The following is a 12,946-nucleotide window of genomic DNA, read 5'->3' on the forward strand; positions in this document are numbered from 1 at the left end:
GGGGAGAATGAGCATGTATAAGGATATTCTGGTTACAGTAGACCTTGATCATGAGTCTTCCTGGAAGAAGGCCGTGCCGGTTGCGATCAAGCAGGCGCAAAGCTTTGGCGCGCGCCTGCACGTCCTGACAGTTGTTCCGACTGTTGGTATGTCAATGGTCGGGCAATTCTTCCCGAAGGGTTACGAAAGCAAGGTGCTTGAAGCCTATAACCAGCGTTTGCACGAATTCGTGTCGGCCAACATTCCGGCCGACATCAAGGTGCAGCACATCGTTGGTCAGGGAACTGTCTATGAAGTGATCCTGAAGATGGCCAAGAAAACCAATTGCGATCTGATCGTGATCGGGGCCCATCGTCCGGAGCTCAAGGACTATTTGCTTGGGCCGAATGCTGCCCGTGTTGTCCGCCATGCCGATTGTTCGGTGATGGTGGTCCGCGACTGATCCCGGTTTTACAAACTGCAAACGAACAAGGCAAAGGGGCGATGCATGGCATCGCCCCTTTGTTGTAAGGGTCGCCGGGACGCGAAAGCTATTACTTGGCAGCGCACGGGTTGGCAGCACATGGATTTGCTGCACAGGGATTTTTAGCCGCACAAGGGTTTGCCGCGCACGGGCTGCAAGGGTTTACGATCTTTTTCGCAGCACAGGGATTTGCCGCACAAGGGTTCTTTGCTGCACACGGGTTAGCCGCACAGGGGTTCGCGGTGCATGTTGCAACTTCGGCTGTCGGGGTTGGCAGCGGGCTGGCCATTGCCATCGGGCTCGCCATTGCAAGGCTGGTTCCGACTGCAAGAGCCGGAAGCAATGCGGTTTTCGCGAAACGTTGGGTTTTCTTTGTCATCCTAGCCTCTCTGAAGGTCCTGTAAAATCATGTCCGGCCACACTCTTTCGGGTGGTCGGTGCAGGCACTATGAGGCAAAACGCGCAGGTGGCGGCGTCACATGGTTTCACTGTTATGTGAGAGTTCTGTGTTGATTGCCGGGGACAGGATTGTTCCTGATCACTGATCCTTCGCGACGGATGGAAGCTGTATGACAGGATTTAAATCGTCAAACTGATTGAAAGTACGATCACTTTTACTCATGTTGATGTTAAGAAAGACGATCAGTCGAAATCATAACGACGGTTAAATAAACCGTGAGAACCATATTCGATCAGGACGGAAATCGTATATGAGAGTTGGGGACAGTATCGCTTCCATTCGAAATATTTGTGCCGGGGCTGTGCTTGCCACGATGTCGGCGGGTGCACAGGCATATGCTGGCGACGATGTAATTCCATCTGTTGTGGATATTCCATCGGGATGGTTCTGGCAGGGGTCGGATGCGGTTGAACGGCAATATGCCTATCAGATAGACGAGCAGGTCTATGGCCATGATCTAAGCCGTCGCAATCGCTGGTATGATATCGAAGGCGATAAATGGCGGGTCCATCTTCTGGGCTATCACATTGGTAAAACGCCGGTGACCAACGACCAATATGCCGCTTTTATCTCTGATACCGGTCATCCTGCTCCGGAAATGAGCCGGGATGACTGGAATCGTCAGGGACTGATCTATAACTATGATACGATCCAGCCGTTCCTTTGGTCGAATGGCAAGCCACCCAAGGGGCGGGGCAACCATCCGGTGGTTCTTGTATCCTGGCAGGATGCAGAGGACTATGTGCAGTGGCTCAGTCAGAAAACCGGTAAAACATGGTCCCTCCCGAGCGAACTGCATTGGGAAAAAGCCGTGCGTGGTCCGGAAGGAACATTTTATCCCTGGGGCAATATCTTTGATCCCGAATTGCTCAATAGCGGTGATCGTGGCCCGTTCGATACAATGCCGGTCGGACAGTTCGAGCCAGGCCCCTATGGCCTGTATGACGGTGCCGGACAGGTGTTTGAATGGACGTCGACATCAGCCCAGGCGGGATATCGCATGGTCAAGGGCGGTTCATGGGATGATCGTGGGTGCGGGGTTTGCAGGCCAGCTGCACGTCACGGACGTCCGGAACATCTCAAGCATATCCTGATCGGATTTCGTGTGATGTATCGGGATTGAGGATCCGGTTTTCCTGTCGGTTGTTCTGAGCCTGAAATTGTCAAAACACTGCGCTTTGACGGAACGTTGTTGCAAACAAACGTGAAATCACTAACTCTTGATCGTTGTTTATTCGCAGAAGCGGATGACTGCCGATTATTCTGCCTTTGCGGAAATTCTGAGCGGATCGCAAAGATGCTGGTGACTATATGACCGAAATTGCAATTGACTGGACGGCCATTCCGACCTCCCAACTTGAAAAAATGTTGGCGGCTGGTCGGGACGTTATGGAATGCCATCGTGTTCTGACTGCGACGGGCGATAATATCGTTGGCGAACTGATCAAGGGGGCTGGGCAATTCTATGAATGGACCCATTACCCGGAAGGCGATGTCTATGATCGGCAATCTCATGCCCAGTTCTATTATCACGCCCATCCCAAGGAAGAGCGCCGCGACTGGGATGAACATGGGCATTTCCATACCTTCATGCGTCCACGTGGCATGCCGGAAAATTGCAAACCCAAACAGATAGACGGGTTCGACTATCCGGAGGGCCCAAACGATGCGCTTTCGCATCTGGTTGCTTTTTCAATGGATGAATTCGGTTTTTGTCAGCGCCTTTTCACCACGAACCGCTGGGTTACCGGTGAAGTCTGGTATGACGCAGAAGATGTAATTGGAATGCTTGACGGTTTCCTGATTGATCATGCCCAACCATCGTGGCCGGTTAATCGCTGGGTGTCAGGCATGATGGTTCTGTTCCGCCCGCAGATAGAAGAATTGATCCGCAAACGCGACATTGCTGTTGCTGATTGGCAGGTAAAGCAGCCTGACCAGGATGTTTATGAAGATCGTGATCTTGAAGTGACGTCGACCGAAGATGTCACTGCTGTTGAGCAGATCCGGGCGATCGGTGATGAACTTGGTCGGCGTCGCAGGGCAGCATGAAGCGTCATCAGATGGCGTGATGCCTTTGGGTTTTGAAACAAGAATGGCCGGTGCATGTTGCAGCCGGCCATTTTGCATGTGAAAGCCTGTCGAAGATTACAGGGTCTTCAGATATTCGATAACATCAGCGATTTCATCGTCTTTCTTAAGCTTGAAGGTCATCTTGGAACGCTGTTTCGAGCCCGCAACCTCACTCAGCTTTGCAGAGGGATCTTTCAGGTAATCGGTCAGGAATGCTTCGTCTGCGACAAAGCCCTTCTCGCAGGCAGCAAGATAGCCGCTACCGTATTTATAGCCTTCTACTGTCCCGCATTCACGGCCAACCGAGCCTGCCAGACTTGGGCCAACCTTGTTCACACCAGCATCGGGGCTGTGGCAGGCAGCGCAACGTTTGAACAGCTTTTCTCCATTGGCAGCATCGCCGGCAATTGCCGGTGTCGCGGCAAGGATGACCAGAGAACTGGCGACAAAAGAAAGTTTGCGCAAATAGGTCATTATGGGTCTCTCTCCTGGTTCGTTATTCATCAGGGTTCTTCGCTTCAGACTACCATCCCATCGGGTAAACGGCAGGTCAACAAAACCGGCTTCGCATCGAAAAAATAGCATTCGTGTCCGATATTGGAAAATCACGATGACATTTACCATATCAGACATATGGGGTTCTTGAGCTTCATCAATTCGACGTGGCAAAGCCTTTGATGCTCTGAATATGTGGGGTGTGCAAACGGGGTTGTCCGATAAAATCTGGCGGCAGGGCTGATAAACTGCATCCTTGCCGGTTTTGCAGGCAACGGGAACCGCAGGATGTTTGAAAATCAGGAACTTGTCGCCGTTTTGGGGAAAATATGTTTGTCGATTTATTGCCAGAAGTATAATGTGCATATGTAAATTGGCAGCCAGTTGAGAAGCGTGCCAGGAGATATCTATTGCCACGTATCACAAAAGACGATCTGAATAAGCTGGTTCAGGACCCTTCAGGGCAAAACCGTGCTGAGACAGCCGATAAGATTAGCCGTGAGTTTTCCACAGATACGCTCTCTGACAGTGAACGTGTTCTGGCTGAAGATATCTTTCGTCTGATGATCCGCGATGCCGAGGTCCGCGTGCGCAAGGCGCTTGCAAAGAACCTCGCGCAGACACCACTTGTTCCTCATGACGTGGCAGCGACTTTGGCGCGCGACGTTGATGAAGTCGCTCTTCCGGTTCTTGAATTCTCCGAAGTTCTCAACGACGACGATCTGGTCGATATCATCGGCGACAATGCCGATAGTGTTGAAAAGCAGCGCGCCATTGCGTCGCGTGCCTATGTTTCGGAAATTGTTTCGGCAACGCTTGTTGATATCGGCCATGAAGATGTGATGGTCGACCTTATGTCGAACCAGGGGGCCGAGATCAGCGAAGTGTCGCTACAGAAGGTCGTTACCGACTTCGGCGATAACGAACGCATCCAGAAGCCAATGATCGAACGCAATCATTTGCCGATCACGATTGCAGAACGACTGGTGACGCTGGTGTCTGACCGCATGCGGTCACAACTGATTTCACGCGGGCATATCCCCGAGGGCATCGTAAATGCCGTCATGACCCAATCGCAGGAAAGTGCCACCATCGGCCTTCTGGGCGAGGGGGTAGAAGATCGCGATGTCGAATTGCTTGTCGAACATCTTTATGCCAATAACCGCCTGACCAGTGGTCTTATCCTGCGGGCCCTGTGCATGGGGGATGTTTCATTCTTTGAAGCGGCCCTTGCCAAGCGGGCAGGTGTATCGCTGATCAATACCCGCATTCTCATTCATGACAGCGGGCCTTTTGGTCTTGAGGCGATCTACAACAAGGCCAAGCTTCCCGAACATTTCTTCCCGGGTGTGCGTGCTGCTATTGAAGTTGCCCGTGAGACAACCTTTGACGGGGGGGAGCAGGACAAGGAACGTTATTCACGCCGGATGATCGAACGGGTACTGACCCAGTATGGTGATCTTGGTGTGGAATTTGATTCCGACGATGTGGATTATCTGATGGGCCGCATGCTGCAATTGCCAAGCGAACGGGCTTTGCACAATTAATCTCGATCATCATTCTATCACATTATGAACCGCCCGATCTTTGATCCGGGCGGTTTTGTTTTGGCAAGCTGATTGACAGTCTGATCATCAGGCAAACAAAAAAGGCGCTGCCCGAAAGCAGCGCCTGATAAGAAATCTGTCCGGTTTATTCAAGGAATGTATTTGGCATCCACAATGCCAGTTCCGGGAAATACATCACCATAATAAGACCAAGGACCTGCAAGAGCACAAAGGGAATGATGCCTTTGTAAATCTGCTGGATCGAGATCGATTTTGGCGCCACGCCTTTGAGATAGAACAGGGCAAACCCGAAGGGAGGCGTCAGGAAGCTTGTTTGCAGGTTCACCGCAACAAGCACCGCAAACCAGGTCAGAATCTGTGCTTCGCTTGCCTGAATGCCGCCGATATCAAGGTGATGGCCAAAATCAAGCTGTGCAATGACCGGTGCAAAGATCGGCAGAACGATCAGGGTGATCTCAACCCAGTCAAAGAAGAAGCCGAGAATGAAGACGATCATCATCAGCAAAAGCAGAATGCCCCAAGAACCAAGACCGGCACTTTCGACAAGGTCAATGACAAGATCATCACCACCAAGCGAACGGAACACATAGGAGAATACCGTCGCACCGGCAAACAGGAAGAACAGCATCGCACCGGTCAGCGCAGAGCGTTCGCAAACGTCTTTGAGAACCGGCCATTTCAGACGGCCTTTAACCAGCGCCAGGAAGGTCGCACCAACCGCACCGACGCCTGCGGCTTCGGTGGGGGTTGCAAAACCGGCAAAGATGGAACCCAGCACCAGAACAATCAGGAAGACCGGCGGCAGGAAGCTGCGCAGCATCATGCGCACCAGATCCATGCCGTGAACGGCTTCGCCTTCTGGAAGGGGCGGTGCCAATGACGGATTAATCTGGCAACGGACAAAGATATAGACCGTATACAAGCTTGCCAGAAGAAGTCCCGGAATGATGGCTGCAAGGAACAGGTTGCCAACTGAAACCGACAACAGATCGGACATCAGAACCAGCATGATCGATGGCGGGATCAGAATGCCCAGCGTACCGGATGCAGCAATTGTTCCTGTGGCAAGGGATGGATCATAGTTACGACGCATCATGACCGGCAGGGCCAGAAGGGTCATCATCACAACCGATGCGCCAATAATGCCGGTGGTTGCGGCCATGATCGTCCCCATCAGGGTGACAGACAGTGCCAAACCACCTGGAACCTTGCGCAGGAGCATGTTCAGGCATTCCAGAAGGTCTTCTGCAACGCCACTTTTTTCAAGCATCGTACCCATGTAAATGAACATCGGCACGGCAACCATCACCATGTTCTCGGAGATGCCGCCCCAGATACGTGAAACGATATTGAAAAATTCAATAAAAGAGAAAACGTCATAGGCCATTCCGAGGAAGCCAAAGGCGATCCCAATACCCGAAATGACAAATGCTACCGGAAGCCCCGTGAAGACAAGAATGCCGAGAGAGGCAAACATGAACAGCGGAAACCAGTCTTCGATATAGAAGTTACCCATTTGGAATTATCCCCGTTCCGCTTAGTCTTCTATCTTGGCGATGTCGCCAAGATCTGCATGGTGAGTTCCGACATAGTAACCGGCCCGCTTGTGCAGGTTGGTCGGACCAAAGACAAAGACGAAGCATTTCAGGAAGATCGAAAGCCCCGCCATGGCGAGAAGGCCAAAGCCGATAGGAATGGTGGATTTGATGATCCAGCGATGAGTCAAGCCGGTCGTTGCCGCCGAAACTTCGTGGTTTTCAAAAGACCGGGCAACAAAATCGAAACCGAAATACATAACCAGTGCGCAGAACGGCAATACGCAGACAATACCGCCGATCATTTCGACGATGGCGCGTGTGCGCGGACGCAGATTGTCGCGGATGAGTTCAATGCGAACGTGGGAATCACGAACATAGGCATATCCAAAGCACAGCATGAACAGGCCGGTGTGGAGGTGCCATTCAAGCTCTTGAAGCTTGATCGATCCCTGTCCGCCAAATTTGCGCTGGATCACGTCATAAATGATGACGAACATAAGTGGTATTGCAAGCAGTGCTGCAAGTTTCCCCACACGGGTAACAACATTATCAATGCCGTCACTGAATTTTAATAGCGCTTCCATAGAAAGTCTCCCGGGTCTTTTATTCGCGGTCAAGGCCGGGAGCACTTGGCACCCGGCCTTGCCGAGACTTGTTCTTATTGACTGCCTAGCAGTCAGTCAGACCTGTCGGATTAATCGAGATAGCCGATGTCTTTCCAGATTTTGTAGTTCGCACGGAACTCCTGGAGGCTGTCATATGCCATTTTGAAGTTGGCATCTTCAGCCGAAAGCTCACCAGCAACTTCTTCCCATGCACCGCGCATTGCGTCGAGCATTTCAGGCGACCATTTCTTGATGTTGACGCCTTTTTCCTGCAGCTCTTTCAGAGCCGAGAACTGGATTGCTTCACCTTCAGCGAAACCATAAGCAAGGTTGTCGTTACATACGGCTTCAATCTGGGCCTGCTGGGTTTTGTCCAGTGCGTCCCATTTTTCCTTGTTCATCATCAGATCGAACAGGGTGGACTGCTGGTGCCAGCCCGGGAAGTAGTAGAACTTGGCGACCTGATGGAAGCCGAGTTTCAGGTCAATTGCCGGCATGGAGAATTCGGTTGCATCAATGGTGCCGAGTTCAAGTGCCGGATAGATGTCGCCAGCCGAAAGAAGCTGGGTCGAAACACCAAGCTTTTCCATGACTTTTGCGCCAAGACCGAAGAAGCGCATTTTCAGACCTTTGAGGTCTTCAACCGAGTTGATCTCCTTGGAGAACCAGCCCGAAGCTTCCGGTGCGATCAGGCCGCAGAACAGCGACTTGATGCCATGTTCGGCATAAAGCTTGTCAAAGATTTCCTGACCGCCGCCAAACTTGACCCATGCCAGATATTCGCCAGCCTGCGGACCGAACGGAACGGCACCAAACAGCTGAAGTGCCGGAACTTTACCTGCCCAGTAACCCGGGGTGGAGAAAGCTGCATCGATCGACCCGGTTGAAACAGCGTCGAAAACTTCAAGTGCAGGAACAAGTGCGCCCGGCTCATAGAACTTGATGTTGATGTTGCCACCGGAAACTTCGTCAATTTTATCATCAACACGTTTACCAAGCGTACCAAGCTGGGTCAGGCTGCCCGGATAGGTGGAGCCCATTTTCCAGCGAACACGCTCCTGAGCATTTGCATCAGACGGCGCAGCAGAGAATGCAGCTGCAGCAAGAACAGCGGCACAGGTTGCCGACTTGAGCAATTTAGAAAAAGTCATTCGTCTTCCTCCCTAAGAAGTCCGAAATTGGTAATACCACGTGAGGCCGACTACCGCCTTTTGCTTTTATTATTGGGGCGGTTTTCTCCCCGATCTTTATGTTGCAGGGCGAAGCATAAGCGTATTTCGCAAGTATGAGCAAGTTTGTTTCGCCGTTTGCGCAAGAAAATATCTTTGCAGTTGCGTGAAAAATAACTTGCATCACTATTCAAAAGTAGGAAATGCGCACTGAATTGCGTATTTCCTGCGGGGTTGAGCGGTATAGCCGTTACTACCCTAGAAAGCTGGAAGAATTTGTTGTTTGACCGAATTTAATAGGGGGGAGACGGCTTTTTGCCGTATGGAATCGGGGAAGAAAATACTCGGAGGGTGGGGGTGCTTAGCGGTATGGATAGGGTCGGGTAATAGCCATCACCATCACAGGCCCGATTTTCCCGACCGGTATTTGCGGGTGCAAAATTGTCTTCAAGCACGGCGAATGACGCCCGTGTCAAGCACCCGTCACGATGAACGGTGGGCTTAAGCCTGGCTGAAATGAAAACGGGCGGTCTTTCATTGAAAGACCGCCCGACTGATGGTCGGAGCGAGAGGATTCGAACCTCCGACCCCTGCCTCCCGAAGACAGTGCTCTACCAGGCTGAGCTACGCTCCGTCAGTGGGCGGATGTTTAGCCCTTCTTTTCGGGCGGATCAAGCATAATCCGGCTGTTTCGGGGAAAAAATTCGATCAGTTGCCTTGCTTCGCATAAGGGTTGTTGGGGGATGAAATAAAATCGCCTGCGGGATGTGATTTTCTGGGGCAAAACAGAACAAGATCACGGGCAAGACGGCAACTGACAGTTGGGGGCGTGTTCGTCATGTTTGCATGCGGACTGGAGACGTCGCAGTTGAAGCGGGTAACTCCCGATTTTCTCAGCGAAACAGGATAACCTGCCAGACGAGTTACAAATAGCTCGCCTAACATTGCATACACATTATATTCGAAGTTGCGCTCGAAACGCCTGTAGTGATTGGGCGACAGATAGATTCGCTAAAGCCTGAAGTTTGTCGGGAAGTTTTGATTTCTATGTTTACCAGTTTTATTCGTCCCAAGAATCTGTCTCAAAAATTGATGCGCGTGATTTTCTCCATCTATTTGGGGGTGTCTGCTCTTGTGACAGGTGGGCAGTTTCTCACTGAATATCTGAAAACGCAGGACTCGATCCAAGGCGAACTGGAACAGTTGGAACAAACCGTCAGGGACTCTGTTGCAACCAGCTTATGGCAATATAATCAAAAGCAACTCGACGCACTTGTTGTCGGGCTTCTCAAGATGCCAATTATTGTTGGTGTCGATATATTCGATAATAACGCGAAGGTTCTTGTCTCAAGGCGGTCATATGAGGAAGGTGCAGCCCCACTGTCACTTTTTGACACGGAATCTGAACTGTCATGGCTTCTGAACAATACAAAAATAGCGTTGGGGACGCTTAAACTTTACTCGTCTTCTCAGGTGGTTCTGGACCGTGTCCTGTTCGGGTTTGCGCTGATTGCGATTACGGCAATTGTCAAACTGACTGTCTTGTTCCTGTTGTTCATTTGGGCGCTGGACCGCTTTCTTGCCAAGCCATTGAAAGAATTGATGTCACAGGTTGACGAGGTCCAGCTTGGTGAAAAAGGCAGGGAGCGCATCAAACTTTCCGTTGTTGAAGAAAACGAAATCAGCAAGCTTCAAGAGCATATGAACAAGATGCTCTGCGCGATGGAAAACGCGCAGAATAAATTGCTCCAGGATGAACAGAGCAAGCGGATGTGGCTTGAGGAAGCCGTCGCAAAGCGGACAGAGGAACTACAGGTCCTTAATGACAAGCTGCGCGACCTTGCGGCTTATGATTCTCTGACCCGGGCGCTGAACCGTGGCAGCTTTATTGAAACGGCGAGGCAAATGCTTGTTCAGGCGCGTTCAGATAAATCAGCTGCGTCATTCATTCTGATGGATCTGGACCGTTTCAAGATCATCAACGATACATACGGTCATTTCGCTGGTGACCAGGTTCTTATTCACTTCACCCAAGCGGTTCAAAGATTGCTGCGTGAAAGCGACCTTTTCGGTCGTCTCGGCGGTGAGGAATTTGCAGTGTTCCTGCCGGATACAGGTATTGATGAGGCCGTCAGGCTTGCCGACCGTCTAAGGCAGTCAATTGGCGAGGCCAAGCTGGAAGTTGATGCCCAAACAATCACCTATACAGTAAGCCTTGGTGTTTCGTCGTCCCGTCATGGCGATGCTTCTATCGAGGAACTGTTTAAACAGGCTGATGTGAAGCTTTACGGTGCTAAGGAAAAGGGACGCGACCGTGTTGAAATGTAAAAACGTGAGGCCTTTGTCAGTCCTGATGGCAGTTCTTCTTGTTGCTGGTATGTCCGGCATTGCACGGGCAGATACGCTCAAGGTTTGCTACGATCAGTGGGCGCCGATGACGATCTTTCCTGCTGATGGCGAGGCCGGACGTGGTGTTGTGATTGATATGCTTGACGAAATATACGCGTCAAAAGGCTATGGTATTGAATATTACGAAGTCCCTTTGGCGCGCGGGATCGCCATGGTTGCGGATGGCGGCTGCGATATGTTGCCGGAATACGTATATGTCAAAGAGGCGGAAAAGGATGTCGTGTATGCCGAGGAAAAAACATTTGCCTACACAACGGCCTTCGTCATCCGTCGAAACGATCCTTGGCGCTATGACGGTGTCCAATCAATAGTGGGCAAGCGCGTGGCGACTGGCCCCGGTTGGGATTACAGTGCGGCCAGTATCGATTATCAAAACTATATCGATAATCCGGAAAACGCCGAATTCGTTGAAGTGATTTCCGGCTACGATGATGTGGTGGACCGGATATTCACCATGATCAAGGAAGGCCGTGTTGATCTGTATGCAGATAACGAACTGGTTCTTCAGTATGTTTTAAATCGTCTGGGCATGAATGATGATCTGCAGGTTGTGCGACCGGGGCTGGAAAAGAAGCTGGTCGAAAGAGCAATCTTTTCGAAAAAAATGCCTGACGAGCGCAGGCATGAACTTATCAGGATATGGAATGAGGGGCGCATCGCGATGAAGGGAGAAAGAGAACAATTCTTCCTGCAGAAATATGATGTCACCTTTGAGGAATAGGGCGCAGCAGGTGCCAGTGTCATCCACAATGGTGCAAAGGTACGGTGTCTGGAATGCCTGAACGAAAAACGCCCCAGCATTTCTGCTGGGGCGTACGACCTTGATATTTCTATCAAATTTGGTCGGAGCGAGAGGATTCGAACCTCCGACCCCTGCCTCCCGAAGACAGTGCTCTACCAGGCTGAGCTACGCTCCGTCATTCTGCGAAGCCGGGTGATACTGGTTTCTGGAAGATGACGCAAGATATTTTTGCGTCAAACCCGGACGACCCCGGCATGCAATATGGGTATGGCCCTTAATAAGGGCGGGAAATACAGAATTCCACGGCTTCGATCATGGCATCCTTGATGGCGCCATCTTCAAAGCGTGACAGTGTTTCAATCGCCATCTGACCATATTCGCGGGCGCGATCCATTGATGCGTCCAGTGCATCATATTTGCGGATCAGGGTCTGGGCGCGGTCGAGATCACCCTCCTCGAAATTCTGGTCTTCCATGCAGCGACGCCAGAATGCTTTTTCTTCGTCGTCACCCTTGGCATAGGAAATGATCACCGGCAGTGTTACCTTGCCGTCGCGGAAATCATCGCCAACGGTTTTGCCAAGCGTTGCCTGATGTGCTGAATAATCAAGAACATCGTCGATCAGCTGGAAGGCAGTACCAAGATAGATGCCATACAGACGAAGGGCTTCCTCGTCCTCGGCCGAACGGTTGGCAATCACGGCACCAATCTGGGACGCGGCACCAAAGAGGGCAGCCGTCTTGGCAGTAATGACCTCAAGATAGGCTTCTTCGGACGTGCTCATGTCATTGGCGGTCGACAGCTGAAGAACTTCGCCCTCGGCAATGACGGCGGATGCCTGAGCCAGAATATCCAGAACGCGCAGCGATCCGGTTTTGACCATGACGACAAAGGCGCGCGCAAACAGGAAGTCACCGACCAGAACGCTTGCTTCGTTTCCAAACAGGGCATTTGCCGATGCCTGACCACGGCGCAGCTGGCTTTCATCGACCACGTCATCATGCAGAAGGGTTGCAGTGTGAATGAATTCAACGCAAGCCGCCAGATCAACCGCATCGGGACCGTCGCCATAGCCGCAAAGGCGGGCAGAAGCCAATGTCAGCATCGGGCGCATGCGTTTGCCACCTGCTGCGACAAGATGTGTAGCCAATTGCGGAATCAGGGCGACTTCGCTGTGCATATTGTCGATGATCACCTGATTGACGCGTTTCATATCGGCGTCAACAAGATTGACCAGTGAATCAAGGCTCGGCTGAGTCTTAGGCTGCGGTGCGGTATTGGTCACGCTGTATTCCGACTTTTTCAAGGGCATCTTCGCTGCCTGAATTCGGCGAAGATCGCAAATAACACCAGGCGGCCTCAACATAGATAGGCCAAGGCATCATGGTCAAGTGGACAAATGTCATCAGGGCATGCACGAATCT

General features: G+C 51.4%; 11 protein-coding genes and 2 tRNA genes. 6 read left to right on the forward strand and 7 right to left on the reverse strand.

The features are described 5' to 3' along the window. The first annotated feature begins 13 nt into the window (after positions 1-13). The 3 genes from ACTU44_RS06695 to ACTU44_RS06705 all read left to right on the forward strand — a co-directional run bounded on the left by ACTU44_RS06695 (position 14) and on the right by ACTU44_RS06705 (position 2,975). Positions 14-442, forward strand: a complete 429-nt coding sequence (locus ACTU44_RS06695; RefSeq protein WP_114099521.1) for a universal stress protein — start codon at positions 14-16, stop codon at positions 440-442. Between the two features lie 731 nt (positions 443-1,173). Further along, positions 1,174-2,046 carry a formylglycine-generating enzyme family protein gene (locus ACTU44_RS06700; protein ID WP_114099519.1) on the forward strand — a complete coding sequence of 291 codons (873 nt, stop codon included), beginning with the start codon at positions 1,174-1,176 and terminating at the stop codon, positions 2,044-2,046. A 188-nt stretch (positions 2,047-2,234) separates the two neighbouring features. Further along, positions 2,235-2,975 (forward strand): DUF6969 family protein, encoded by a 741-nt coding sequence (locus ACTU44_RS06705; protein ID WP_114099518.1) that lies wholly within the window; start codon positions 2,235-2,237, stop codon positions 2,973-2,975. 96 nt (positions 2,976-3,071) lie between these two features. Here ACTU44_RS06705 and ACTU44_RS06710 read toward each other — a convergent pair whose 3' ends face one another. Continuing rightward, positions 3,072-3,470: a c-type cytochrome gene (locus ACTU44_RS06710; RefSeq protein ID WP_114099517.1), complete on the reverse strand. Its 399-nt coding sequence runs from the start codon at positions 3,468-3,470 to the stop codon at positions 3,072-3,074. A gap of 431 nt (positions 3,471-3,901) precedes the next feature. Here ACTU44_RS06710 and spbR point away from each other — a divergent pair, with 431 nt between their 5' ends. Next, positions 3,902-5,038, forward strand: coding sequence for a SpbR family protein (gene spbR / locus ACTU44_RS06715; RefSeq protein WP_114099516.1), 1,137 nt, complete (start codon positions 3,902-3,904; stop codon positions 5,036-5,038). Positions 5,039-5,183: 145 nt separating this feature from the next. Here spbR and ACTU44_RS06720 read toward each other — a convergent pair whose 3' ends face one another. From ACTU44_RS06720 to ACTU44_RS06735, 4 genes are all read right to left on the reverse strand, one after another. After that, positions 5,184-6,575 carry a TRAP transporter large permease gene (locus tag ACTU44_RS06720; protein ID WP_114099515.1) on the reverse strand — a complete coding sequence of 464 codons (1,392 nt, stop codon included), beginning with the start codon at positions 6,573-6,575 and terminating at the stop codon, positions 5,184-5,186. 21 nt (positions 6,576-6,596) lie between these two features. Continuing rightward, positions 6,597-7,181, reverse strand: a complete 585-nt coding sequence (locus tag ACTU44_RS06725) for a TRAP transporter small permease subunit (protein WP_114099514.1) — start codon at positions 7,179-7,181, stop codon at positions 6,597-6,599. Between the two features lie 110 nt (positions 7,182-7,291). Then, positions 7,292-8,353, reverse strand: a complete 1,062-nt coding sequence (locus ACTU44_RS06730) for a TRAP transporter substrate-binding protein (RefSeq protein WP_114099513.1) — start codon at positions 8,351-8,353, stop codon at positions 7,292-7,294. A 575-nt stretch (positions 8,354-8,928) separates the two neighbouring features. Further along, positions 8,929-9,005 (reverse strand) — tRNA-Pro (locus tag ACTU44_RS06735). A 353-nt stretch (positions 9,006-9,358) separates the two neighbouring features. Between ACTU44_RS06735 and ACTU44_RS06740 the strand changes: the two genes are divergently transcribed. Then, complete coding sequence (locus tag ACTU44_RS06740) at positions 9,359-10,699, forward strand: diguanylate cyclase (protein WP_462097012.1); 1,341 nt, start codon at positions 9,359-9,361, stop codon at positions 10,697-10,699. A gap of 49 nt (positions 10,700-10,748) precedes the next feature. Further along, complete coding sequence (locus ACTU44_RS06745) at positions 10,749-11,501, forward strand: substrate-binding periplasmic protein (protein ID WP_462097432.1); 753 nt, start codon at positions 10,749-10,751, stop codon at positions 11,499-11,501. A 119-nt stretch (positions 11,502-11,620) separates the two neighbouring features. Here the strand turns inward: ACTU44_RS06745 and ACTU44_RS06750 are convergent. Further along, positions 11,621-11,697, reverse strand: a tRNA-Pro gene (locus ACTU44_RS06750). 99 nt (positions 11,698-11,796) lie between these two features. Beyond that, positions 11,797-12,834: a polyprenyl synthetase family protein gene (locus ACTU44_RS06755; RefSeq protein WP_114099059.1), complete on the reverse strand. Its 1,038-nt coding sequence runs from the start codon at positions 12,832-12,834 to the stop codon at positions 11,797-11,799. Between the last annotated feature and the right edge of the window lie 112 nt (positions 12,835-12,946).

This window comes from Thalassospira sp. SM2505, from assembly GCF_054901115.1.